The 26,269-nt window shown below is 34.0% G+C and carries 24 protein-coding genes and 1 tRNA gene; 5 read left to right on the top strand and 20 right to left on the bottom strand.

Features of this window, described 5'->3' with window-relative positions; translation table 11 throughout:
• Positions 1–156: 156 nt before the first annotated feature.
• From WBG07_RS03375 to WBG07_RS03345, 7 genes are all read right to left on the bottom strand, one after another.
• Positions 157–1,512 (bottom strand): DUF5458 family protein, encoded by a 1,356-nt coding sequence (locus tag WBG07_RS03375; protein WP_340199072.1) that lies wholly within the window; start codon positions 1,510–1,512, stop codon positions 157–159.
• Positions 1,513–1,522: 10 nt separating this feature from the next.
• Complete coding sequence (locus WBG07_RS03370; RefSeq protein WP_340199071.1) at positions 1,523–1,972, bottom strand: hypothetical protein; 450 nt, start codon at positions 1,970–1,972, stop codon at positions 1,523–1,525.
• 86 nt (positions 1,973–2,058) lie between these two features.
• Positions 2,059–4,539, bottom strand: a complete 2,481-nt coding sequence (locus tag WBG07_RS03365; RefSeq protein ID WP_340199070.1) for an ATP-dependent Clp protease ATP-binding subunit — start codon at positions 4,537–4,539, stop codon at positions 2,059–2,061.
• Between the two features lie 349 nt (positions 4,540–4,888).
• Complete coding sequence (locus tag WBG07_RS03360) at positions 4,889–6,205, bottom strand: MFS transporter (RefSeq protein WP_340199069.1); 1,317 nt, start codon at positions 6,203–6,205, stop codon at positions 4,889–4,891.
• A gap of 2 nt (positions 6,206–6,207) precedes the next feature.
• Positions 6,208–6,870, bottom strand: a complete 663-nt coding sequence (locus WBG07_RS03355; protein WP_340199068.1) for a DUF2461 domain-containing protein — start codon at positions 6,868–6,870, stop codon at positions 6,208–6,210.
• Positions 6,871–8,231: 1,361 nt separating this feature from the next.
• Entirely contained in the window at positions 8,232–9,890 is a 1,659-nt protein-coding gene (locus tag WBG07_RS03350) for a hypothetical protein (RefSeq protein WP_340199067.1), read from the bottom strand.
• 718 nt (positions 9,891–10,608) lie between these two features.
• Positions 10,609–10,682: transfer RNA gene (locus tag WBG07_RS03345), tRNA-Met, on the bottom strand.
• Between the two features lie 139 nt (positions 10,683–10,821).
• Here WBG07_RS03345 and WBG07_RS03340 point away from each other — a divergent pair.
• Entirely contained in the window at positions 10,822–11,208 is a 387-nt protein-coding gene (locus WBG07_RS03340) for an START-like domain-containing protein (protein ID WP_340199066.1), read from the top strand.
• 51 nt (positions 11,209–11,259) lie between these two features.
• Positions 11,260–12,105: an aminotransferase class IV gene (locus tag WBG07_RS03335; RefSeq protein ID WP_340199065.1), complete on the top strand. Its 846-nt coding sequence runs from the start codon at positions 11,260–11,262 to the stop codon at positions 12,103–12,105.
• Here WBG07_RS03335 and WBG07_RS03330 read toward each other — a convergent pair.
• The 5 genes from WBG07_RS03330 to WBG07_RS03310 all read right to left on the bottom strand — a co-directional run bounded on the left by WBG07_RS03330 (position 12,102) and on the right by WBG07_RS03310 (position 16,630).
• Entirely contained in the window at positions 12,102–12,662 is a 561-nt protein-coding gene (locus WBG07_RS03330) for a YqgE/AlgH family protein (protein ID WP_340199064.1), read from the bottom strand. The genes WBG07_RS03335 and WBG07_RS03330 overlap by 4 nt on opposite strands.
• Before the next feature lie 127 nt (positions 12,663–12,789).
• Entirely contained in the window at positions 12,790–13,062 is a 273-nt protein-coding gene (locus WBG07_RS03325; RefSeq protein WP_340199063.1) for an HU family DNA-binding protein, read from the bottom strand.
• A 187-nt stretch (positions 13,063–13,249) separates the two neighbouring features.
• The gene (gene fmt, locus WBG07_RS03320; RefSeq protein WP_340199062.1) at positions 13,250–14,200 is read right to left on the bottom strand and encodes a methionyl-tRNA formyltransferase; all 951 of its coding nucleotides are present in this window, start codon (positions 14,198–14,200) and stop codon (positions 13,250–13,252) included.
• Positions 14,197–16,098, bottom strand: coding sequence for a RecQ family ATP-dependent DNA helicase (locus WBG07_RS03315; protein ID WP_340199061.1), 1,902 nt, complete (start codon positions 16,096–16,098; stop codon positions 14,197–14,199). Before WBG07_RS03315 ends, fmt begins: the two co-directional genes overlap by 4 nt.
• Positions 16,091–16,630: an AAA family ATPase gene (locus WBG07_RS03310; RefSeq protein WP_340199060.1), complete on the bottom strand. Its 540-nt coding sequence runs from the start codon at positions 16,628–16,630 to the stop codon at positions 16,091–16,093. The genes WBG07_RS03315 and WBG07_RS03310 overlap by 8 nt, the downstream gene beginning before the upstream one ends.
• 95 nt (positions 16,631–16,725) lie before the next feature.
• Between WBG07_RS03310 and WBG07_RS03305 the strand changes: the two genes are divergently transcribed.
• From WBG07_RS03305 to murA, 3 genes are all read left to right on the top strand, one after another.
• On the top strand, positions 16,726–17,013 hold the full coding sequence (locus tag WBG07_RS03305) for a DUF493 family protein (RefSeq protein WP_340199059.1): 288 nt from the start codon (positions 16,726–16,728) through the stop codon (positions 17,011–17,013).
• A 109-nt stretch (positions 17,014–17,122) separates the two neighbouring features.
• Positions 17,123–17,785: a DUF4290 domain-containing protein gene (locus WBG07_RS03300; RefSeq protein ID WP_340199058.1), complete on the top strand. Its 663-nt coding sequence runs from the start codon at positions 17,123–17,125 to the stop codon at positions 17,783–17,785.
• Positions 17,786–17,803: 18 nt separating this feature from the next.
• On the top strand, positions 17,804–19,111 hold the full coding sequence (murA, locus tag WBG07_RS03295) for a UDP-N-acetylglucosamine 1-carboxyvinyltransferase (RefSeq protein ID WP_340199057.1): 1,308 nt from the start codon (positions 17,804–17,806) through the stop codon (positions 19,109–19,111).
• Between the two features lie 113 nt (positions 19,112–19,224).
• Here the strand turns inward: murA and WBG07_RS03290 are convergent, their stop codons facing one another.
• From WBG07_RS03290 to WBG07_RS03255, 8 genes are all read right to left on the bottom strand, one after another.
• The gene (locus WBG07_RS03290; RefSeq protein ID WP_340199056.1) at positions 19,225–20,658 is read right to left on the bottom strand and encodes an amidohydrolase; all 1,434 of its coding nucleotides are present in this window, start codon (positions 20,656–20,658) and stop codon (positions 19,225–19,227) included.
• Between the two features lie 10 nt (positions 20,659–20,668).
• A complete protein-coding gene (locus WBG07_RS03285) occupies positions 20,669–21,088 on the bottom strand; it encodes a DUF1801 domain-containing protein (RefSeq protein ID WP_340199055.1) in 420 nt (139 codons plus the stop codon).
• A 45-nt stretch (positions 21,089–21,133) separates the two neighbouring features.
• Complete coding sequence (locus WBG07_RS03280) at positions 21,134–22,600, bottom strand: cryptochrome/deoxyribodipyrimidine photo-lyase family protein (RefSeq protein ID WP_340199054.1); 1,467 nt, start codon at positions 22,598–22,600, stop codon at positions 21,134–21,136.
• A gap of 3 nt (positions 22,601–22,603) precedes the next feature.
• On the bottom strand, positions 22,604–22,819 hold the full coding sequence (locus WBG07_RS03275; RefSeq protein ID WP_340199053.1) for a (4Fe-4S)-binding protein: 216 nt from the start codon (positions 22,817–22,819) through the stop codon (positions 22,604–22,606).
• 49 nt (positions 22,820–22,868) lie between these two features.
• Positions 22,869–24,179, bottom strand: a complete 1,311-nt coding sequence (locus WBG07_RS03270) for a cryptochrome/photolyase family protein (RefSeq protein WP_340199052.1) — start codon at positions 24,177–24,179, stop codon at positions 22,869–22,871.
• 15 nt (positions 24,180–24,194) lie between these two features.
• Entirely contained in the window at positions 24,195–24,887 is a 693-nt protein-coding gene (locus tag WBG07_RS03265) for an SDR family NAD(P)-dependent oxidoreductase (RefSeq protein ID WP_340199051.1), read from the bottom strand.
• A gap of 28 nt (positions 24,888–24,915) precedes the next feature.
• On the bottom strand, positions 24,916–25,413 hold the full coding sequence (locus WBG07_RS03260) for an SRPBCC family protein (RefSeq protein ID WP_340199050.1): 498 nt from the start codon (positions 25,411–25,413) through the stop codon (positions 24,916–24,918).
• A gap of 123 nt (positions 25,414–25,536) precedes the next feature.
• Positions 25,537–26,196, bottom strand: a complete 660-nt coding sequence (locus WBG07_RS03255; protein WP_340199049.1) for an MIP/aquaporin family protein — start codon at positions 26,194–26,196, stop codon at positions 25,537–25,539.
• Positions 26,197–26,269 lie beyond the last annotated feature (73 nt).

The raw sequence follows: 26,269 nt of genomic DNA, 5'->3' as shown, positions 1-26,269 counted from the left end.
AATTTCACCGCTAATACTTACTAGTTTTTTAGCTTCTCTCTTTAAATTTGGATAGTGATTGTTATCAGAGAAACGCTTGTATTATGATATATATTTAACATAAAGGCTAACCTAATAATAGTCAGCCCTTATGTTATAATATAAGGGTAACACTTTTTATTGTTGTTCATAATCAGAATTCCATTCGGATCCGTCGTCTCCTTTTTGACCATCCATTTTGATCATAAAATTTTTAGCGGGGAAGTAGGGTTTCATATGAATATCCAGATGAATCCGGTCTTTTTCTTGTAAATCCTGTTCAAATCTTTTGATAGAAAAGTCCTCAATCAATTGATCTGGTCCAGTAATGCCATCCAGAAATTTAACAATTTCATCCATTAATTCTCTTCTGGTTTTTGCATTAAAGTTTTCAAAAGCTCTTCTATTTAAGAAGTCCATTAATACTTTGGTTACATAGTCAAATACTCTAACAACAGAATAGGTTTGTAAACCTAGATTATCGCCATTGAACAGTGTTTTAGCAGAAAAGGCCATTACTTTACCATATTCGTTAACCATAGGAACGAGACCTAGTTTTTCCAATTGTGAAATTTCACCTTTTTTAAGATCAAAACGAACCCCATCCACTTCATTCATTCCTCCAAATTTCTTACCAGCTGTTACCTGAGACATCAAGGTTTTATATATTTTCCCTCCCAATGCACTGGATGGGGGAACAAACAAGTCTTCATCTTCACCTATTTCATCGTGTTTACCACGTCCAACCAACCAATTGCAAGCCATAATCACATTGGAACGGTATTTATCCCCTCCGGTAAGGTTAGCAGCTTCAAACATCTCCATTACATCATCTGGTTCGTCTAGATGCTCAAAATCTGTCACCATCATCACCTTGTTTTCATGTGCAATTTTGGCCCATTTTTCTACTACTTTGTTAGAACCTAAGTACCCAGGTACTATTAAAAGGCCGTAGTTGTCTCTAAGGTCTAAACGATCATATCCTTGCACTAGTTCTTCTTGTACTGCATCAATAAACCTTGTATTGTCAAGATCCTTAAGCTGTTCCAGTTCTGCATTTAAGATATTTATATTTTTAACTTTTTGAGATTCCGTATTTTTAAAGAATAAGGCAACAGATCTGTAAGACTGTTCAAGGTCTCTGGTTTGCTCTAGTGCGGCACCCAAATTTCTCTTTAAGGATTTAGAAGCAACATCAGATCTTTTTTCTGATTCTTCTACCATTGCTGATAAATCGTCTGAAGAAGAAAGTATTTCATCCCATATCTCCAAGGTTTTCACCAACTTCTGGCGCTCTAACTTTTTTGATGATTCGGTTAAGAATATTTTTTTTCTTGCTTTTCGGTCTGGATTCATGTTTTGAACGTCATCAATACATGCTTCTAAAAGATCAAACCCACCATATTTAGCTAACTTTTCCTCATTTATCTTTAGCTCTTGGGCAGGATTCTCTATTTGAATAGTTTCTTTTGACTTCTTTCCTAATATTGCCATGGTATGTTTTTTAGCCTTGTTGTTGTATTTCAGCAATTAACGATTTAATAGATTTCAAAAGAGCATCTTTTGCATCTGGATCGGTAAGGGCAGCTTTCAAAATTTTATTTGATTTGAGTTGTTTAACAACTTTCAGGTACTGGTCTTTTTCAGTATCTAGATCATTAAGGTATTTACTTTGATCTATAATTCCTTTTTTTCCAAAATTTCCCAGGTGACTGAATTTTAATGTTTCCTTAGATTGAACTCCATCTGCATCTTCAAATGCCACTTCAACTTCAGGTTTATAGTTCTCAAAAACATCATCTATAGTTTTTAGTCCTGTAACCACTTTTGGCTTTAACGGCTGATCCTGAGTTAGTTTTTGAATGAGGAGTGTTTTATTCTGTCCAATTTCAAGAATAGCTTCACCCGCATCTGTTTTTACCTCAGTTCCTCCTAGTCCGTAAGTTTTATCCATCTAATGTTAGATTAAGTGTTAGTATTTTATAAAAATAAAAAAAATATTACAAATTAATATATAAATACGTATGTATAATGATATCATTAGCTATAATTCCATATTAACTTTTCTTTCTTTTCATCTAAATGCACTAAACTTCCTTTTTGAATTTTCCCTGTAATTAGTTGTCTTGATAAAGGAGATCTTAATTCTGTTCTTATAATACCCCGTAAGGGTCTCGCACCATATTTTGGTGTAAAACCTTTATAGGCAAGAAATTTTTTGGCATCCTCGGTTAATTCGAGCGTAATTTCCTGTTTTTCTAATGCCTTATGTAAATCTTTCATTTGAACTTCAAAAATCTTAATTACATTATCTTTAGTAATAGGAGAAAATGGAACTATTTCGGTTAAACGTCCTAGAAACTCGGGTCTAAAATGATTAGACATTAGTTCTAACAAATCTGATGATTTTGGAATAATGCCTTGCTCAAAAGATTTTACAGCATGTTCACTCCCAATATTTGAGGTGAATAAAATAACTGCATTTGAAAAATCACCTGTTTTTCCAAGACGATCATTTAACTTGCCTTCATCTAAAATCTGAAGAAAAATATCAAAAACGGAAGGATGCGCTTTTTCAATTTCATCAAACAGTACTATAGAATAGGGTTTATGTCTTATTTTGTTCACTAATAAGCCACCTTCTTCATAGCCAACATAACCAGGGGGGGCTCCATAGAGCAAGGCCGCTGAGTGCTCTTCTTTGAATTCTGACATATCAAACCTGATAATAGCCTCCTCCGTTTGAAATAGAAATTCTGCAAGTGCTTTGGCTAACTCTGTTTTTCCAGTGCCTGTAGGTCCTGTAAAAAAGAATGAGCCTATGGGTAATCCAGGTTTACTTAATCCTGAACGAGATTCCAGAATTGCTTCTGTAATTGTTTTAATAGCATGATCTTGACCAATAACACGTTTTTTTAGGTGATCTTCCATAGTTAATAGCCGCTCTTTTTCATCTGCTTGTAGTTTTCCTACTGGAATCCCTGTTTTATTTGCGATTGTTGAGGAAATATCGTGTTTGTCAATAACGTCTTTTTTGGTATTTGCTTTTTCCGAAAATTTATCCAGTATATTTTCTATTTTGCTAACACCTAAATTGTAATCATCACTCGGATGGAATATATCATCTTCATTGAGATCAGTAAACAAAAGATAGCTAAAAATATTTTTTAGATTTTTCAATTGCCAGTTAATACTTTCAGTTTTTTCAAGAACCGTTTTATCACTATCCTCAATCCCTTTTAAATTATTTTTTACGAGTGTGATTTTTGAGATGGTAGTTTCAATCATATAACGAGAAGCAGACATAGTACGATCTATTAAATCGATAGCAGAATCTGGCAGACTTCTATTTTTACTGAATCTTTTTGACAGTCTAATTGCTTCAGAAATTGTTTCATCATCTATCTCTAGATTATGATGCTGCTTGTACTTATCAATGGTGTTTGAGATCATTTCTAATGCATCATCTTCTGAGGGTTCTTCTAATAATACATTTTCAAATCGGCGAGATAATCCCTCATCTATTTCAATATATTTTCTATACGAATCATTAGTTGATGTTGCGATAAAAGTAACTTCACCTTTAGCTAATTCCGATTTTAAAATATTTACCAAACCTTGATTGCCTGAATCTTTATTGGTAAGATTATTTATTTCGTCTATTAATAAAATAGGCTTTTCAAATTCTTTTAAAGCATTGATAATCTTCTTGAATCTATCTTCTATTTCACTTTTGTAACTGGCACCAGAAACTAAATGAACAAAATCTAACTCGTATATCTGAGCATTTTGCAAGGCGTTTGGAACCGTACTTTTAACAATTGCTTCAGAAAAACCATCAAGCAAAACAGTTTTACCAACACCTGGCTCGCCCATAATTAAAACATTGGGTTTTGAATGTCTTCCTAATATTTCAATAATCATTTTTATTTCGGCATCTCTTCCAAAAATATTTTGAAATGTATTTGTGTGAATTTCATGGGTTTTATCAATACAGTATTCATCTAGGATACTTAGATCAACTTTACTATTAATACCAGATTTTTTCTGTTTTAATGTAGAAGAGGAGGTGTTTGAATTGGAAGTAGATTGCTTGACAGAAATTAAAATTTCATCTGATTTAAGCGGGAGCGTTTTTAATTGTTCATAAGAAAATCCTACACCAGGAGTGCATATGGATATCAATAAGGATACCGGAGATATCTCATCTTCTCCAAGTTTAAGTTTGATGTTGTCTGCCTCATTAAAAATAGCATCAATTGTTTTATCTCCTAGTATTTTATCTGGAATAACGGCAGACCTTGGTAATGCTTCTATACGAACTTCGCACCATTCTTCTACATAGTATATATCTGCATCTATTGCAGAAAAAATACTATTGAGTTGTGCATCTTTATGCAGTAATGCTTTTAAAAGATGTGCAGAATTATACTCTTTATTATGAAATTCTCTTGAAATGGATTGAGCAATGTGAATGATACTTTCTACATTCTTTGAGATTGGATAGTCTAATACTTGCATAAAGATTGAAAACTATTATTACCGATGATTATTTTGGAAAATTCATGTATAAAGAAAATCTTAATTACCATTTAATCAAATAGATTGCCCTGTCTTGAGCTAACTTTTGATGTGCATTAGTAGGCACAGTTCGTTTATTGTTATGATTAAAGCGAAATAAATAAGAATTACTTCATGAAGGGAAAGTACAATAAACTATTTATTTAACAAAAAAACTACTATTTTTTTGTTATTATTTTCTAATTAAATAAGCTTTTAACTTACATTTATATATGGTTTTTACGCATATGAAAGATTTAGTTGCAAATAGTTTTTTTAAATGGGATGCTATTGATTTAAGTAAAGAGAATTACTCTACTTGAGGCAATTTATAACTAGTATAAGCTCCTGCAAAACCAAAGAGAGATAGGATTAGAATAACCCATTCAGTTGAAATAAGAGATGCCAAAGCACTAATTCCTCCAGTGATGAGCAATATAAAACCAATTAGCGTATTGCTAACCGCCACATAGTCAGTTCTTTTATTTCCTTTAGCCATGTCAACTATATAGGTTTTTCTCCCTAACCGAACACCGCTATGGGCAATACCTAGTAAGAAAAATGCAATAGGGTAGAGCCACACTTGAGTTCTTAGATAAGGAAAGCCAACTAAGATAATAAACATGAAAATACCAATAGAAGCTGTAAGCAATGCTGCTCTTACCATTACTTTATTACTTGCAATATCTGCCATTTTACCCCAAATGGGTGCACTAATAATGGAAGCAATTCCATTTGCTATGATAAACAAGCCAAGTATATAACTTTCTGTACCAAGGTAATTTTGGGCTAAAATTATGTAAAAAGGAGCTGTTAAAGCAGAACAAAGAAGCAGAGATCTGGAAATTATGAAGTTTCTGAAGTGTTTGTCTGTGTGTACTAGATTTAACTTTTTAAAAGCTTCTTTCCAATCATTATTGTCATTATCAGAAGCTCCAGGAAATTCTTTGATATTGGCATAAATAATTGCGGCTAAAAGCCATAGAGAACCCGCGAAGAAAATTACATTAGAATAAAATTGTACATCTACATCACCTTTGGATTTATAGATCATATATAGTCCTGCTACAAGAACTAAAATACCTGATACAGATGCGGTATACCCTTTGAGTTTACCTCTACGTGTTTTAGGGATGGTTTTCCCAAGTACATCTTTTGAAGCTACTGAGCATAGACCGCGAGACAGACTGAAAGTCACGATGAATATTATGATCAACCAGCCGGCATTTACCCCCGTAAATGAAAGAGCCACTATGCCTATAGTAATTATGGAGATAAACTGTAAAACAGATCCAAGAACCCAAATCCATTTTCGAATTTGCTTTTTTTTCACATAATTAGCAATTATAATCTGCGGAAGCATTGAACCGGACTCTCGAATAGGTACTATAAAACTTATTAAATATACTGGAGCATTCACATAAGTCATAAGCCAAGCAAGAACAGTTTTAGGATTGCTTAACGTATCTCCTAATTTGGTTAAAGAAAAACTAATTAGAAGTAGAAAGTAATTCTTTGGAGTTTCTTTACAGGCGTCTTCAGTAATATCTTTGCAAATCCGTTTTTCATTTTCTTTATTTATAAAGTCATAAAAACGGTCTAGAATGGGATTTCTTTTTTTTGACATATTTATGCAGGAACAGAAACGGCAAGATTTAGATAACGTCTAAATGGTAACATCTCTTTATAAATAGCAATTACTTTTTGATCAAAATCTTCTTTCATTACTTCTTTTTGGTTGAGATCATATTGCACGGCAAAAGTTTTATGGCGCAAAAGATCAATATGTTTGTGGTCTTGTGAATATCCTTTTGGTGCTGTTTTTAATTTTTCTTCATCTTTAAGTAAACCTCCAAAAATTTGTCTAAAACTTTCTTTGTGGATGATTTTTAGAAATTTTTCGCCATCGTAATCAATTGCATCTCTAATACTTTTTAAAATATTGTTTGATGGACGATAATAACCACCCGCAATAAAAGATTCATTGGTTCCTAAATGTATATAGAAATCACCTTGTTTTGATTCTTGATCTAAACCCGCTCCAAAATGATCTTTATATATTGGTTTTTCTGGATGAAACATTAAATTGTTGTTTATTCTATTAATGGCTTTTTTTCCAGGAGTATCCGTATATTCAGGATCAATATGTGCAAGTTTTAAATTCATCTTATCTAGCCAGTTGATGTACCAACCTCTTACTTCATGATAGTTTTTGCGGTTGGTATCCATCCAATCTTTGGAATTATTTTCCTGCAAAGCATTTAAGAAAGTATAAAGTTTATGAAAACTCATAATTTTTGTATAAAAATAAATAATTTACATCACTATAAAGCTCTTTAATGTTAGAAAAAGATCCTTATTGCATACAAAGTGAACCTTAATGATTTTGATGATCAATATGATGTTTCTGAATTTACTATTACCAGATTGTTTAACTTATATTTACTAAAAATCGAAAGTAGCGAATGACTTTATTATTTGATAATTAGGCAAGGCTGTTATAATACTAGTAACAACGGTATCGTTATAAGTAGATTTATTCTATCTAAAAACTATGGATAAAATTATGTTTGTTCATGGTTTTTTATTTTTTTAAGTTTAATTGAATTCTAAGTGCAACACGAACATTAAAAATGGATAACGCGATCACCATTTATTTTAGGCGTAATGTTTATATTAATTTTAGATAAAACATTACAAACAAATTACCTTGTCACGAGGGTATTAAACTTCCGTTTCTTAGGAGATATGAATAAGGAGTATCCAAATAGAGACCATTAATTACTGTTAATGAGGGTACGGTATCGAGAGAATTAAAAAGAAATAGATCACAAGAGAAATCATATATAAAGATTCACAGGTTGCTATTATTGATCTCATAGGAATTGATGAGTGACTTTAAGTTGTAGATCAATGCTCCTGCCTGAGTGATTTAAAATTAGATCTATAATGGGAAGTAAATATTAATTAACGTGATTTCTATGATATAACCTCCATAAAATATAATCTCGAAAATTTTACACTATTTTAATCTAACAATCTTATTTTTAGATTATTACTTTCATTTTCTTTGCTCGCACAGGGGCGAACGTAAAGAAAACAGCTAGTAGCTGTTTTTAGTGAAGCAGCCAGGTGGTGTAGGGAAACCAAAAGAAAAGACACTTTTTAGTTCATGTCATATCTGTTTTGCATTAGAGTGTTCGTGAATCTTTGATTTCCAAGGTATTTTTGTCCAGAAAGTGGACAAAACCACAAGGCTTTGCTAAATTTTAGTTCACTATACTCTATTTTCTTCAAAGGAGTTCATGAATTTACTTGTTTTAACCATAGAATACGGGGGCTTCGAAAATTCTTAACGGAAAACCTTGTTATACTGCGGAAAAAGACAATTTCGAACTCGATTTTAATTCTTATTTACATCGAACTGACGTTAATTAGCAATCTTAGCAACTACAGACCGAGCCAAGCTAAGAAGTATGATTGAAAAACTCATTAGTGAAAATATAGACGAAGTCTGTCAAAAAATTATCAATGCTCATCAATAGCTTGGACATAATACTAAATCAGTTCCTGACCATCTAAGAAAAAAAGGACAGACTTTAAATAAAGTTGAAGTCCATTATTTTAATTCATACCGTTTGTAGCATAGTGCCTTACATGCCCTTCATTTTAAATATGCTACTTCTTCTTGGAGGTTCTTCTTTATTTTTTCCTTTCTTTTTTCCTTTGTTTTTTTCTTCGATTCTTCTTTTATCTAGCGGAGTATGTTCTCCACGGATTAAACTTTGGGTTTTTGCGCTCCAACCAGAAGTTACTTTTAAGTTATGGTGTTGTCTTACTATTTTATGTTCTTGAACATTTTGAGAGCAAAACCAATCTCCTTTAATGCACCATGCCAAGGGTTCATCAGGCTCTTGCGCAACAGCTGGAACAAGTTCTGCTTTCCCCTTTTCCTTATTTTCACTTTTGGCTGCTTTTGCTATATTCTCATTCATTTGATTTGTTAAGTAGCCCATTTGATCGCCATGTTGGAACATAGCATAGTCTGATCCTTTCTCAATATTAATTAAGAAGGCTACTTGAGTTCGTCTCTTCTTGTCACCTTTATTTACTGTTTTATCTACACGAAAGGTTCCTGATCTAATAGGTAGTTTGTTGTTTGGATCTTTCCTTTGGTCATCCGCAATTTGTTTATTAAGACCTGATAATATTGCAGCTTTTTCCTTAGACCCTTCTGGAATAGGTTTCCCATCTTTATATATTTCACCAATATCATAATCACCAGTATATAAAAGATGTTGCCATTTGTCTTCCATTTCTTTTTGATAAGGCTCAAGATTTTCTAATTCCAAATAAGGTATATATTCTATTGAACCCTCTTCATTTTGAACAGGATCTATGCTGAGATACTTCTGAAGTATTGTTAATGGATCGTTTTTGTTCTCTAATATGGGATCTGATTCGTCTAATAAATCCCTTTTATCTATAGCAAGGCCTAATAATGTTTTATCTTCAGACCAGTGACCTACAAATCCAACGAGGTCACTTGTGGAAACCCCTTTTATATCATGACTATCTATTTGTGATGAAATTTCTTGATTCAGACTATTACTTTCAACATTCTCACTTACACCATTATCACTTACACTACTGTCACTTGCACCACTATCACTCAAACTACTCATACTGCTCAAACCGCTACTCATACTGCTCATACTACTTAAAGGACCAGTACTACTCTTATTACTTTTACTGAGTACCCTACTATTTCTGCGGTTCATAAAGTCACTTTTCCTTAAGTCTTCCCCAGAAATGTTATCCATACTTGTCATACTGCTGGAACGATGGACATTGTCTTTACCACTTTTACCAGCCGTACTTTTCTTATAGGAACTAATATTACTGCCGTCCATAGATCTCCTTCGATTTGTGTAAGCCTTAGCATTATCACCCATACTTTCTGTAATGCTCATACGACCTATATCTTCAATACTTCCCCTACGATTGATGCTGTTTTGACTACTGATAGTACTCATTACTTCCGAAACTTCTGGATAATTTTTTTCTAAAGAGCTAGATTTTATCGTTTTTTCTAAAATGGAATGAGGTTTGGCTTTGGCACCTTGTTCTATTCTCAATAGAGAAAATAAGCCAGTTTCTCGAATTGATAAGCTTATGTTGTTTTTTTTACAAAAGGCAGTAATGGATTTTTGGTGCATATCTGTAACAAAAGATTTTGTTACTTGTGCTGCAGCTCTTTTAAGCACTCCTATTTGTGCAGGAGTTAAGAAGTCATTTAGTTCTTGAGCCATGTATTTTAAATAAATTATAAAACATTTTAATATAATGAGAAATAATTGCTTGTGATTCATTGTAAGTTATAACTGTGCGCTATTTCGTAATAAATGAGTTGAATGTAAAAAAGACCTAAGGGGTTTAAATCTAATCACTTACAATTGTTTTCTTTTCTCGTAAGTTTTTTCACAATACTTGATAAGATATCTCTAATTGAATACTAACTTTCTTTAATTTCAGGACGAATTTTGGGTAGCTATAAACTTTACTTATACTTGATAAGTCTATATTTTTTATAGAGTTTGGAATGTATTGTTCGCTTTTTTCAAGATAAGACATTTAAATAAAAACCTAGTATAACCAGGTTTTGTATCCTGTAGCGAGATCGGGAATTACCTTCGGTGATTCCTTTGGGGGGAAGCTTTACATTTCACAAAACCGCCATCGCTTTGCGCTGTCTTTTTTTATTTATCTCAATCATTAGACGATTACAATCGCCACGGGAAGTTTAAGCTATGTTTGAGTGAAATTTAATAACGCTGTTTAATTATTGAGTTTTTATATCTATTATCGAGAATTACCTTCGGTGATTCCTTTGGGGGGAAGCTTTACATTTCACAAAACCGCCATCGCTTTGCGCTGTCTTTTTTTATTTATCTCAATCCTTAGACGATTACAATCGCCACGGATTTCTATAAATAAAAAAAACCCGGATAAACCGGGTTTTTTGTAATGTAGCGAGATCGGGAATTGAACCCGAGACCTCCGGGTTATGAATCCGACGCTCTAACCAACTGAGCTACCTCGCCAAATAACGCTCCTTGAACGCGGCTGCAAATATAAAAACAAAATAACGTATGTCAAATGATTGCGAGAAAATATTTTTGATAATAACTTGTTAGTATTAAACAGAAATAATTATATTGTCAATTATTAAACAACAAACCCATGCAGGATAAAATAAAATACGAAATAGAGTTTCCCCTTCATTCCTCACCAACGTTATTATATCAATACATTTCAACACCCTCGGGATTGTCTGAATGGTTTGCAGATAATGTAAATTCAAGAGGAGAATTGTTTACATTTATCTGGGATGACACCGAAGAAAAGGCTAAGTTGTTGAGAAAGAAGAATGGAGAGATGGTTAAATTTAGATGGGAAGAAGCAGAAGATGATGAATCATTTTTTGAACTACGTATTGTAGTTGATGAAATAACTAAAGACGTTTCTTTGGTTGTGACAGATTTTGCAGAGGAAGACGAAGTTGAAGAAGCCAAAATGCTATGGGATAATCAAATTTCCGACTTAAAACATGTAATAGGTTCCGTTTAAAATGATCCTTAAATAAAGTATATTTGCCCTGATTTAAATCAGGGTTTTTTTATGGTTAATTTTAATGGTAAACTACTTGCAGATGGAACAGCTTTTTTAGCTGAGTCTAATCGTGCTCTAAAATATGGAGATGCAATTTTTGAAACCATAAGAGTGGTGAATAAAAAAATTATCTTTTGGGAAGATCATTACCTAAGGCTAATGGCGTCTATGCGCATATTAAGAATGGATATCCCCATGAACTTTACCATGGAATTTCTGGAAGAATCTATTCTTACAACCATTAATGCAAACGGACTCGCATTGAAAACGGTAAGAATTAGGTTTACAGTTTTTAGAAATGGAGGAGGTTTATATACTCCAGAGAATCATGACATATCTTACATTATAGAGGCGGCACCTATGTCAAATCCATTTTATAAACTGTCTTCTGAACCTTATGAAGTAGAACTTTTCAAAGATCATTGGGTGAATACAGGGTTGCTTTCTACGCTTAAATCTGCCAATAAACTTATCAATGTTTTAGCAGGTATTTTCGCAGATGAAAATGGATATGATAATTGTCTTTTGTTAAATCATGAAAAAAATGTAGTAGAGGCTCTTAATGGGAATCTATTTGTAGTCTCTGGGAGCACGGTTAAAACACCTCCGTTAACAGATGGTTGTCTCAATGGTGTTTTAAGAAAGCAATTGATTAAGATGATTAATAAAAATCCCGATTTACATTTCGAGGAATCTTCGGTATCTCCTTTTGAGTTGCAGAAAGCAGACGAGCTATTTATAACAAATGTAATTTCGGGGATACAACCAGTTACCAAATATCGTAAAAAATCTTTCGGCAATTTAATCAGTACAAAACTGGTTCAGGATTTGAATGTATTCATTAGAATCTCTTAATTGAGATTGGGATTTTCAGGAGCATTAGACCAAAGCATATAATCTCCCCCTAATTCCAACATTTTTTCTTTCCAGAAGTAATTTGCAGATTTACGGATAATATTGCTTTTGTATTTATTCTCCAATACAATCCAAGAACTGGACTGTAGTTCTTTGTCTAATTGCAAAATTTCCCATCCTGAATACCCAAGAAAGAAACGAATATCTGAAGATTTGATAGTTCCTTGGTTAATTAAGTCTATAATTTCTTCAAAGTCTCCTCCCCAATATACACCATGTGAAATTTCAATGCTATTGGTAATAAGGTCAGGGACACGATGAATAAAGTATAAGTTATCCTGCTCTACGGGACCTCCATTATATACCTTCATTGATTTTTTAATCTCCGGAACTAATTCATTGAGATGAAAAGCAAGGGGCTTATTAAGAATAAAACCTATAGATCCCTCTTCGTTATGTTCAGCTAGCAGTACTACCGACCTATTGAATGATACGTCTCCTATAATAGATGGTTCCGAAATAAGCAAATGCCCTTTCTGCGGTTTAGTAGCTACCATACATATAAAGTTTTCCTAAAGCTAAATAAAAAATCAAAAAAATCAAATTTTAGCGTGTTTATTTCGATATAAGACAATAAAAAAGCACCTAAAAAGGTGCTTTAATAATTTATTTTCTAAGGAAAAATTAATTCACTGACTTACTTAAATCAGCTCCTGCCTTAAATTTAACTACATTTTTAGCAGCAATTTTAATGGTTTTTCCTGTCTGTGGATTTCTTCCGTCTCTAGCGGCTCTTCTAGTTACAGAGAAAGTACCAAAGCCTACCAAAGAAACTCTTCCACCTTTCTTAAGAGCACCTTCAACGTTGCCTAAGAAAGATTCCAATGCTTTTTTTGCTGCTGCTTTAGTGATGCCAGCATCTGCTGCAATAGCATCGATCAATTCTGTTTTGTTCATAATAAAATTTTTAAAACTAATTGTTGGTTAAACATTTATTTTAATTATTGTGACAAATTTATATGGATTTATGTATCACGCAAGTAAAATCAAGGGAAAACGCTTATTTTGTTGATAACTTAACACCTTTGTTAATAAAGTGAGCAGAATTATCGGTTTTTTCGTTCAACCCTTTAGCAGCAAGGGTTTACCGCATTCTGGCATTATTATCAAATGAGTATCCATTAAGCACATCTTTTATGTTCATTTTTCGCTTTCCGGGAAGCTGCATTTCCAAAATGTGTATGTACCCATCTTTAACTGCTACCTTAAGACTATGTTTTTCTATTATTAATTGACCTGGTTCCAACGTATGACTAGATTTTTCAGGTTGGGATCTAAAAATTTTAACTTTCTCTTCTTTAGTTTCTTCATTTACCAACCAACTCCAAGCTGCAGGATATGGACTTAAACCACGAATTTTGTTATGAACGTTTTCAGCCGAGTTCTTCCAGTCAATCTTGCAGTTGTCTTTAAATAATTTGGGTGCTGCTTTATGGACGTCTGTTCCCGGTTGTTTCCTTGTCTTAACGGTTCCTTTTTCAATAGCTCTAATGGTGTCTATTACCAATTCAGCTCCGGTATACATTAGCAAATCATGTAATTCACCAGCATTCATACTATTATCTATGGAGACTTCTTTTTGAAGAATGATTTCTCCGGTATCAATTTTTTCGTCAATAAAAAATGTAGTAACACCAGTTTTAGTTTCCCCATTAATAAGTGCCCAGTTAATAGGAGCAGCTCCTCTATAATTGGGAAGGAGGGAGGCGTGTAAATTAAAAGTACCATAGGATGGCATGTCCCATACTACTTTTGGAAGCATACGAAAGGCAACTACTACATGCAAATTCGCGTTTAAATCTTTCAATTCTTTTATAAATTCTTCATCTTTAAGATTTGTAGGCTGTAGCACAGGAATTTCTTTAGTAACTGCAAACTTTTTCACTGCAGACTCTTGAAGCTTTCTACCTCTCCCCGCAGGTTTGTCTGGTACAGTAATAACCCCCACGACGACTAATTTTTCTTCTAGCATTTTTTTTAAGATGGCCACCGCAAAATCTGGTGTGCCCATAAATACAATTCTTAAATTTCTCATTTGTGAAGACTATATTGATTGATGTTGTTTAATTTAATTTTTCCTTTTTCTAAAAGTGATCGCAAAATAAAAAGTACGGTTTGCTCTTTAAAAGTAAGAGATTTCAAAATATTTTCTGAAGTTTCAGGTTTCTTTTTTAAAAGGTCAATAATTGCCTCTCCAACCAAAACAGCAACTTCTTCCGTAAGTTTATCTGGCTGGGAGATACAAACAGAGCAAATACCACAAGAAGATGCATTTGTTTCACCAAAGTACCTTAATAATTGGATGCTTCTGCAAACATTATTGGTATTCACATAAGAGATCATGTCTTCTACCTGTTGGTGCCTTAATTTTAAATGTGTTTTAATATCATTGGCGAAAAGATGAATGGTTTGCTCGTCTTCCCTTGGTACTAAAAAAGTAATTTCTGCATCGGTATGGTTTGCAGTATAGTAGATGATATTATCTTTCTCTAATTGATTTAGAATATCTAGTATTTTTTTTTCTGAATTCCCCGTTTTTTTAGCTATGAGTGTAGGATTGATTGGAGTTTGTAAATCAAAAATCCCTCCATAAGTTCTAAGGATAGCCCTTGTGATTTCTTCAAAATTTCGATTTCTATTTAGGTATTCAAACAATTGATTTGTAGAGACCTTAAACTGAACCTTAGTTTTTCTGTGAAAACTCTCAGAAAGTCGCAATACACCATGTCGGTCTAAAAGCTTCATGGCATTGTACGTTTTTTTACTTGGCAATTCGTATACGGAACAGAAATGGGCAAATTTTAATTGATGGGTACTTTCACTTCCTTCACCATAAGGTATTTGAAGATAATTATTTAACCTTCTGTACACAAGTTTTACAAAGGTTACATCTGGTAAATGCGTAAGAAATTGTTTTTTTAAAAGGATTCCGTCACTTTCACTCACTATAAGATAAGCAAAAGCAGGTTTTTCATCCCTTCCTGCACGTCCAGCCTCCTGATAATAATTTTCTACATTTTCGGGCATTGCCAAATGAAATATACTTCTTACATCTGGCTTATCAATCCCCATACCAAATGCATTAGTTGCAACTATTACACGAATCTCATTCTTAAGCCACGCACGTAGTTTATTTTGCTTGTCTTCTGATGAGATACCTCCATGATAAAAGTCGGCTGTTATACGGTGTTGTTTCAAATAAGTACTAATATCTAAAGTAGCTTTTCTATTTCGTACATAGATGATAGCACTTCCGGGATGTTTACCTAATAAATGGATGGTAGTTTGTAATTTATTTTCATGCCTGATTACTTGATAGGAGATATTAGCTCGCTCAAAAGAGTTGACAAAAGTATGGTGATTTTGAAAATTAAGAGATTCAATAATATCCTCACGTACTTTAGTAGTCGCAGTTGCCGTTAAAGCAATTATGGGAACATGAGGAAAAGGGTCTCTTAATAAAGCAATTTCTTTGTAGGAGGGTCTAAAGTCATTACCCCATTGAGAAATACAATGTGCTTCATCTACAGCAATAAGATTTACGGGCATTTGCCGAATACGATCCATTACTAATTCTTGCTTAAGCCGTTCAGGAGACAAGTATAAAAATTTGTAGTTTCCATAAATGGCATTGTCCAACGCGGCATCCAAATCACTATAATTGATAGCCCCTGTAAGTGCAATAGTCTTAATTCCTTTATCACTAAGAGCTGTTGCCTGATCTTTAATAAGAGCTACTAAAGGCGAAATAACAATACAAATTCCGGGTTGTAATAATGCTGGAATTTGAAAACACACAGATTTCCCTCCTCCGGTAGGAAGTAAGGCGAGCGTATCTTTTTTTTGTAAAACGGAATTGATAATTTCTTCCTGAGGATATCTAAAAGTCTTATGGCCCCAATATTTTTGAAGAATATCTAATGCATTACTCATTTTTATGATAACTATTCATTATAAAATCTATTCTGTTTTCTAATTTTCCAATAGGAACTTCAATCAATTCATAGTTAAAACTAAGATAGGTTTCTTTTAATGCTTTATAAATAAGAGTTGCTTGCTCAAAACTTTCGTAACGTTCATTATCTTCCGTATAAATTTCTTTCCACGGCGGAAGAAGGAAAACCTGATCGTATCTATGAATCCTACAAGTTTCTACAAATTCTTGTGGATAAACATCTCCTATATAATCCATATAAGCAAGTACATCTGGGAGTCCTCTGTCTAAAAAAACAGCAGTAGCATTTAACCGGCTAGTTTCAAGAAATTGTTTTTTTCTTCCTTCCAATAATTTATTGCTAAACAGCATAGGGTCTTCAAGAAAAAGTTGATCAATACCTTGTTCTCGTGCTTCTAGGGTAATTTGCCTTGAAATTTCAGGCATACAAGTGTAACCTTTTGATTCAAGTGAAGTTATTATAGATGTTTTACCTGTTCCCGGGCCTCCAGTAATTACAATTTTGCGCATCCTTTCAGTTAGCGATTTGAATAGGCAAATTACAGAAATCAACCGAGAATCTAAAAGGTTGTAAATTTATATCTTTGTAGCGTAAAAAAAAGACTATGGATGCATCAAAACAGGACGAATTTTATACGCGATTAAAAGATGAATTGGCAAATAGCACTACTTGGCCATCAGATTATTTATATAAATTTATAGTAACTACAGATCTCACTAAAATTAAACAGATTGAGGATATTTTTCAATATATGGGTGCTGTGATTCAAAAGAAAGAATCATCTAATGGAAAGTATACAAGTGTTTCCATTACGGTTCACTTAAAAAATCCGGATGAGGTGATTCGTTTGTACAAAGAAGTGTCTGTTGTGGAAGGAGTAATTTCGTTATAAACAATTTTTGTCTTTTTTTTATGTATGCTTATTTAATTTTTAGTATTTTGCACTACTTCGAGTTTACGGATGAAATCCGTTCAATTCTTTGAAATAAATTTCTAATATTTTGACAGACGACCTAGAGTACAATACAGAAAGATCTAAGCTTATTATACCAGAATATGGAAGGCATATTCAGAAAATGGTAGATTTTGCTATATCTATTGATGATCGTGAAGAGCGCAATAAAGTTGCTCAAGCAATCATAGGAGTTATGGGGAACCTCAATCCTCATTTAAGAGATGTTCCAGATTTTCAACATAAATTATGGGATCAGCTTTTTATTATGTCTGATTTTCAATTGGATGTAGACTGTCCTTATGAAACCCTTACCAAAGAAAAGCTTATGGAGCGTCCTGAGAGACTTGATTATCCTCAGAATTTTCCAAAATATCGTTTTTATGGCAACAATATCAAGAAGATGATTGATGTTGCTAATAGTTGGGAAGAGGGAGATATGAAGCAAGCACTTAAATACACCATTGCCAACCACATGAAAAAAAGCTTCCTTAACTGGAATAAAGATACGGTTGATGACGATGTTATTTTTAAACATCTTTTTGAATTAAGTGATGGAAAGATTAATCTGGCTAAATGGGATGAAGATTTGGTTAACAGTTCAGAACTTTTACGTAGTAGAGGTAAAGCCAATACCAATAATAATCGCCCATCCAATAATCAGGGGGGTAAAAAGAACTACCGAAACAACCGAAATAAAAAGCGTTACTAAAATAGGTCTTCAGTTTTTATGGGAACTTTTCAAATAGAAGGCGGTCATCGTTTAAAAGGATCGATTACGCCTCAGGGGGCAAAAAATGAAGCTCTTCAAATATTATGTGCCGTATTGTTAACTTCAGAAAAAGTAGAAATACGGAATATTCCGGACATTATTGATGTCAACAAGCTTATAAACTTATTAGAAAATCTAGGTGTTAAAATCCAAAAAAATGGATCTGGCAGTTATACTTTTCAGGCAGATGATGTAAATCTGGACTATCTTCAGTCAGAACAGTTCAAACAAGATGGTAGAGGGCTTCGAGGCTCCATAATGATTGTGGGACCATTATTGGCCAGATTCGGAAAAGGATATATCCCAAAACCTGGAGGAGATAAAATTGGGCGTCGCAGACTTGACACCCATTTTGAAGGTTTTGTAAAATTGGGTGCTAGTTTCCGCTACAATCGCGAAGAACACTTCTATGGAGTAGAAGCAAAGGAGCTAAAAGGCGCCTACATGTTATTAGATGAAGCTTCTGTTACTGGAACTGCAAATATTTTAATGGCAGCAGTATTGGCAAAAGGTACTACTACTATTTATAATGCAGCATGTGAACCTTACTTGCAGCAATTGTGTAAAATGCTTACAAGTATGGGCGCTAAAATAGAAGGAGTAGGTTCAAATTTATTAAAAATAGAAGGAGTAGAGTTTTTAGGAGGTTGTAGGCATACTATTTTGCCAGATATGATTGAAATAGGGAGTTGGATAGGCTTGGCGGCTATGACCAAAAGTGAACTTACCATCAATAATGTAAGTTGGAATAATCTAGGTTTGATACCATCTGTATTTCGCAAGTTAGGAATCACTGTTGAGAAAGATGGAGATAATATTCACATTCCGGCACACCCAGATGGTTATGAAATTCAAAGTTTTATTGATGGTTCTATATTAACCATTTCTGATGCTCCTTGGCCCGGTTTTACACCAGATTTACTAAGTATTATTTTGGTTACTGCTACGCAGGCAAGAGGGAGTGTTTTGATTCACCAAAAAATGTTTGAAAGTAGGTTGTTTTTTACAGATAAACTTATTGATATGGGGGCAAAGATTATTCTTTGTGACCCGCATAGAGCTACTGTGATAGGACATGATTTTAAATCATCTTTAAAAGCAACGGTAATGACCTCACCAGATATTCGGGCAGGTGTCTCTTTGCTTATAGCAGCTTTATCTGCTAAAGGCACTTCAACTATTCATAACATAGAACAAATTGATAGGGGATATGAAAATATAGATACCCGACTTCGTGCCATTGGTGCGAAAATTATAAGGGTCTAAAAAACGCTGCAAAGAAGATTACAAACAGAATTTTTCAAATGATGATACAAGCTAAAAACTGCTTCCAGAAATAAATAAATTTTTGGAAGCAGTTTTATTTTATTGGGTAAACTTTAATCCTGATCTAAAGGTGGAGGTCCCGCTGGTAAAATTGCTTCATAGGTTGCATCTCCTTTACGTTCTTTAAATTCTTTTTGCACTGCTTTTACCAATTTTGGATTTTCAAATAAGTCTGTCATCGTCATTCCAAGTGCTTTAGAAGCATAAACAAGTCCTTTGTGCCCTATAGACATTCCTCCGCATGCTACCACTGCCCATGAATGCCACGGAGTATCTTTTGGTGCCGTAGTCACGCCAAGACGTATTTCTGGAACTAACCAACTTACATCTCCAACATCGGTAGAGCCACCACCAGGATGCTCCTTGGTTTCTTCTAGCGGTCTTATTTCACTATCCATACCTACCTGTGGCTTATTTGTAGACGCTTGAATGGTTTTTCCAAAGGCAACCTCTTCTTCCGTATAGGTAATAGGACCTAATAGCTCTAGATTTTTTTGCATTGCTTCACCACCTGTTCTATTTACTAAAACTTCATGAAGGCCAGATACCAGTTTTACTTCGTAATCTACATTTGCCATAATAGCTGCGCCTTCTGCCATTTTTTTTACGCGTTCATACACTTCCAGCATACCATCTCGTTTGGTATCTCTTACTCGCACCCAAATACGAGAATAATCAGGTACTACATTCACCACCTGGCCACCATCTTGTATATGGTAATGGATACGTACCGTAGGTTTAATATGTTCTCTGAGATAATTGATTCCTGTGGTATAGAGTTCTAAAGCGTCAGAAGCACTACGTCCGTTCCATGGATCGGCAGAAGCATGAGCCGCTTGGCCTCTAAATTCAACGGTAAAATCTACTAATGCAAGCGAACTTTGTACATCTGCTTTAGTAGAGGCAGAAGGATGCCAATCCAAACAAACATCTAAATCGCTAAATAATCCCTCTCTTGCCATCCATAATTTTCCAAAAAACTTTTCTTCAGCCGGAGTACCATAGAATTTAATAGTACCTGTAAATTTACCTTGTTCCATAAGTTCTTTTACTGCTATAGCAGAGGCTAAACTGGCAACACCAAATAAATTATGGCCACAACCATGACCTGCTGCGCCTTCTTGAAGGGGAGATTTTGTAGGTTGTGCTTTTTGAGAGATCCCCGGAAGGGCATCAAATTCTCCTAAAACGCCTATTACAGGACTCCCAGATCCATAAGTTGCTACAAAAGCTGTAGGCATTCCTGCAACTCCTCTTTCTACGGTAAAGCCTTGTTTTTGAGCATAATCTGCCAATAATTTGGAAGAGGTACTTTCGTTAAAAGCGGTTTCTGCTGCTGCCCAGATTTGATCGCTAAGTGCAATCAATTCTGCTTTGTGTTCTTCTACAGATTGAATAACGGCTTTTTTGTTTTTACTGATTTTTTGGCTAAAACCCTGAGTTGTAAAGCAAATGACCGCAAGGCATAGAAAAATGAGTTTTTTCATAGTTTTTAGATTAGTTTGGATATAGTTTTTTAGTATATGCTACACTTAAAATTATTAATTCTTCTAAAACTGATATATCGATATCTGTTAGTTTTTTAATGTAAAGACAAGATTTTCCAGTTTTATGTTTCCCTAATTTATTCATTAAAACTTCGTATTTGCTAAAACCAGACATAATATAAATGGTAAGATTCTGTTTTCGCGGAGAAAATCCCGTAAGGAAAAAATCGCCTTCTCTTCCGCTTTCATATTTATAATGATAAGTGCCAAAACCTATTAGTGAAGGGCCCCACAATACGGCTTCTTCTCCAGTTAATTTTTTCATAATTTCAAGCAATTCAAAACTGTCTTTTCGCTTTTGAGAATCCTCTATTTTATTTAAAAAATCAACAACGGATACCTGAGTAGGCTTGGTCTTATTTTCTGCCATGGTTTTTTACTTGCTTGATTGCTTTATAAAGATACTAAAAGCTTCTTAATCTTCATCCCAAACAGGTCTTTCAGGAATAGTATGTTTTTTTAAAATTCGTTTAGCATCTTTAATTACTTCTAATTCTTTTTGATAGGACCATAAAAGATCACTAGCCTTTCGCCAAGCTTCATTTAGTTGAATAATTGGTTCAGGATAATTGACTCCTAATTTAAAATTATAAAACTGTTGTTCTAACATCGTTAGTTTCCATGGTTCATGTATAAAAGAGGGAGGAATGACTTCTAATTCTGGTATCCATTTAAGTATGAATGTTCCATGGGGATCATGGGCGTAGCTATTTTTTATAGGATTATAAATTCTAAGTAGATTAATTCCGGTTTCACCTGCTTGCATTTGTAGTTGTGGATAGTGGATACCTGGTTCAAAATCTAAAAACTGACTAGCGAGATGGCAGGAAGCATTTTGCCATGGTTGCCATAATAAATGGGTATAAAATGAAACTAATAAAGCACGCATTCTAAAATTGAGATAACCAGTTTGATTAAGACATCGCATGGCTGCGTCTACTAGCGGAAACCCCGTTTTTCCTGAAATCCAAGCATCGTGAAAATTTCTATTCACTGTTTTCTGAAGTTTGTGATATCCTTTATTAATACTCAAAAACTCCATAGAGCATTCCGATTCAAATTTTTGAATAAAATGCGCCTGCCATCTCAATCTAGAGGTGAACGAAGTTAAGTTTCTTTTGTTGTTAACTTTTTCCTTGTGAACAATGGCACTCTGGTATACTTGTCTTACGGAGAGGTTTCCCCAAGCAATGTAAGGAGAAAGACGACTGCAACTCTTTCTGGAGGCTTCGGGTTTGGAAATATTAGAATTATAAGCTGTGATACGATTATGTAGAAAACTGTGTAAATATTTAATTCCTTCTTTGGTGCCTCCTTTTTGAAAAATTGATTTTGGAGTTTTTAAAGAAGGAATCTGTAGCTCTTTTTCCAATGAATGTATCTCTGAAATTTCAAATAATTGATTTGCCAAGGGTTGAAAGGTAAAAGGAATTGCATTCATATTTTCATACCAATCATCTTTCCAGGTTTTACGATGGTTGATTCTGCGTTTCACTCCATTTTGACCGTATTCTGACCATGAAATATCGTGTAACTTACACCATTTGGCTACCTTTTTATCTCTTTTAAAGGTACAGTTAAGTCCGGTTTCCTGAGAAGAGTGAAGCTGGAAGGAGCCTATTTTTTCTAGGAGAAAAGAAAGTAGATTTGTTATTTCTGCTTCTACAACCAAAACACTACTGCTATAATTGAATAGTTCAGTATTAAGATCATTAAGACTTTCTTTTATAAAATTAAAATGTCTTTCACTGTAGTGAGGGTCATTTAAGATAAAAGGTTCAAAGCAATACAATAAAAGGACTTTAGAGGAAGTTTCTAAAGCCCTGTAAATAGGTTCATGATCTGTTAAGCGCAAATCACGCTTTAACCAGACAATATTCATAGTTTATTTTTTGTTCTTATAAAAACTCAAAGCGCCTGACGGACACGTATTGATAGTTTTCATAATAGATTTAGAAGTTTCAGCTTCCATCTTAATCCACGGTTTTTCTTTAGGTTTAAAAACTTTAGGAGAACCCTTCACACAATTTCCTGAATGAGTGCAAATGGAAGGATTCCAGACTACGGTAATTTCACCATTATCATATTCTTTTGAAGCCATAATAGATGCAGTTTAATTAGTTAAACCTTCAAATTAGGAAAATTTTATCTCAATTACTAACTGCTTCTTTATATACGCTAAGACAGCGTTCTCTTGCTTCTTTGTGATCGACTATTTTTTCAGGATAGGAAAACTCATTAAGATCTTTTACCCATGTATTTATGTATTCATGATTTTTATCAAACTTATCTATCTGAGTTATAGGGTTGAAAATCCTGAAATAAGGTGCAGCATCTACACCACTTCCCGATGCCCATTGCCAGTTCCCTACATTGCTAGACATCTCATAATCTAATAATTTACTTGCAAAATAGGCTTCTCCCCATCGCCAATCTATTAAAAGGTGTTTACATAAAAAACTAGCCACTAACATTCGCACCCTATTATGCATATACCCGGTTTCATTTAATTGACGCATACCTGCATCTACAAGTGGATATCCAGTTTTTCCTTCGCACCATTTTTTAAATTCATCTTCGTTATTTCGCCACTCAATACGGTCGTATTTTTCTTTAAAACTTTTTTTGGTGGTATGTGGAAAATGCCAGAGAATTTGCATGAAGAATTCTCTCCATATAAGTTCATTCCAAAATACTTCATTTTCTTCTGCAATGGCTTTTTTTATCATTTTGCGGACACTTACGGTGCCAAAACGCAAATGTGGTCCCAAATGGGAAGTACCATCTTTTGCTGGAAAGTTACGCGTATCTTCATAATTCTGAATCAGGGTAGGAGTTACATCGTATGGTGGAATCTCAATAGATGCTTTTTTAAAACCCATATCACTTAAAGTAACAGTAGGAAGCCTCGAATTTTGCAGTAAGTTAGATAGATGTTGACTCGTATAATGAATTTTTAATTGGTCTTCATTGAATCGTTCTTTCCATTTTCTCATGTAAGGGGTATACACCACATAAGGATTTCCATCATCTTTAACTACTTCATCTTTTTCAAAAATAACTTGATCTTTATAAGTTTGAAATACAATGTTATGATCTTCTAATAATTGAGCTACTTCCTTATCTCTTTTTTTAGCGTAGGGTTCGTAATCATGATTCGTATGTACTTCTAAAATTTCAAAATCATGAATCAAATTTTTGAAAACCACTAAAGGTTTGCCATAAAATAATCCAATAGAACTACCATACTCTTGCTGCAATTCATTTCTCATATTTTGCAATGTATTGAAGATAAAAGTAACCCTTGGGTCTTCTTCTTCCAACTCATCAAGAATATCTTTATCAAATATGAATATGGGTACTACAGGAACATCTCCTTTTAATGCCTTAAGAAAGCCTATATTGTCATCTAGTCTAAGGTCTCTCCTAAACCAAAAAATAGACACTTTTAATTTGCTCATTTAGAATATACTTTGTTAGCTTAAGTTGAGGGTAGAAATTCCTCCATCCACTCCAAAAACCTGCCCAGTTACCCAGGAGGCTTTATCACTTAACAAGAAGTTAGCAATTGCAGCAATATCTTCTGGTTGACCGTACCGTTTTAACGGGTGACGCTCATTCATTTTCTCTTTTTTCTTATCGTTATTAAGTAATTTATCTGCCAAAGGAGTGTCTACTAAAGAAGGAGCTACTACATTAACCCTAATTTTTGGAGCATACTCTGCTGCTAAGGATTTTGCAAAACCTTCTATGGCTCCTTTTGCTGCAGCGACACTGGTATGAAATGGCATTCCTGTGCCCACAGCAACTGTACTAAACAAAACAATACTACTTTTAGGATTCATTCTCCCAATAATTGCTTTGAGTACTTTTACCATATTGAAAAAATTAAGTTGCATGTCTTGTTCAAAAGCATCTTCACTTAACATCTTAAAAGGTCTTAGATTGATACTACCAGGACAAAAAACAAAACCATCTAAGGTATCTGGAAGTGATGAAAGCTCTAAGTTTTCCGTTTCTGCATCAAATACTATATGATGCACATTGGCATAGTTAAGGTTCTCCTTAGTTCTTGAGGCTACATAAACGTTGTGATCTTTCTGAAGTTCATCCACTATAGCATTTCCAATTCCGTGAGAACCTCCAATAAGAAGTATATTTTTATTCATAAAATTTAATAGTTAATAGGGTAATTTATTAGATGGATTGCATGGTAATTACTTTAGGCTCATCATTATATTCGCCAAAAATTTCTACTAATTTTTTTTCTCTGAATTTAAAGATTTCAAGTAATTTATTTTTTACTAATAAAGGGTGCGCTAACTGGCCTAAAATTCCAAAAGGAAGTTTATAATCTACAATATCTTCCATTTCTACACCTCCTTCAATAGGTGTAATAAAATGTTTGTGATGCCACATGGCATAAGGACCAAATCTTTGTTCGTCTACAAAATATTCTGGTTCTTTTACCTGAGTAATTTCTGAAACCCATTTCGTCTGTATTCCTGCTATTGGAGTTACCGTATATTGTATTAGTTGTCCTGGATACATAGGGCGGTCTGCTCCTGATTTTATAACAAAACCCATCGAATCTGGCGTTATAAGTTTTAAATTTTTGGGGTTTGAAAGAAAATCCCATGCTTCCTGAACCGTAATGGGAAGTTTTTGTTTGGAGTGCAGCTGATAAAGTTTCATATACATATTATATATGCCAAATTTACCAAATAAATTGTTTAAACTTTATAATAAAACGTTAAACAATTTTAAATCGTTACCCAATACTCAGATTTTTACAAGTGAATATAGTATTGTAAGCCACTAACAACATTGTTCTTTTTTTACCAACCGGCAACTTATTACTGCCAGTAAAGCTCCCAAAATTGGTGCAGTGAGATATAGCCAAAGATGCTCAAAATGGCCTGAAACTAATGCAGGACCAATTGATCTTGCCGGATTCATAGAAGCTTTGGTAACAGGACCTGCAAACATGGCTTCCAATAAGATAATACCACCTATGGCAATACCAGCCATCGTACCAGTTTCTTTGCTGCCTGTAGATACATTAATGATAACGACCATTAAAAAGAATGCGAGTACTAACTCCATGATAAATGCACGCCATGAATCTATAGAAGGTATGGTAGCTCCATAAAACTCACTTTGTGGAAAAAGAATCCATAACAAAGCAGACGCAACAATGGCACCTAGAATTTGAGCACCGATATACGGAAGTATGTTTGATTTTTTGAACTTTCCAGCGTAGGTAAATGCAATGGTAACAGCAGGATTGAAATGAGCTCCTGAAATCTCACCAAACGCATAAATCATAGCCATTACTATAAGTCCCCAGGTGATAGCTATTCCCGGATGCGTAATACTCCCATTAGTTATTTCATTGATAGTCATTGCTCCAGTACCACAAAATACCATGGCAAAAGTTCCTATGAATTCTGCAAAGAGCTTTTTCTGTAATTTCACCTTGCAAATTTACCATATTTGTAACAAGGCATGTTACCATTGTGTTAAGTAAAAATTGATCAATTTTTTTAGT

The organism is Ascidiimonas meishanensis (genome assembly GCF_037782385.1).
Classification (GTDB): Bacteria; Bacteroidota; Bacteroidia; order Flavobacteriales; family Flavobacteriaceae; genus Ascidiimonas; species Ascidiimonas meishanensis.
Note: the sequence above shows the minus strand (reverse complement) of the source record. Positions and strands in the feature narration are given on the sequence as shown.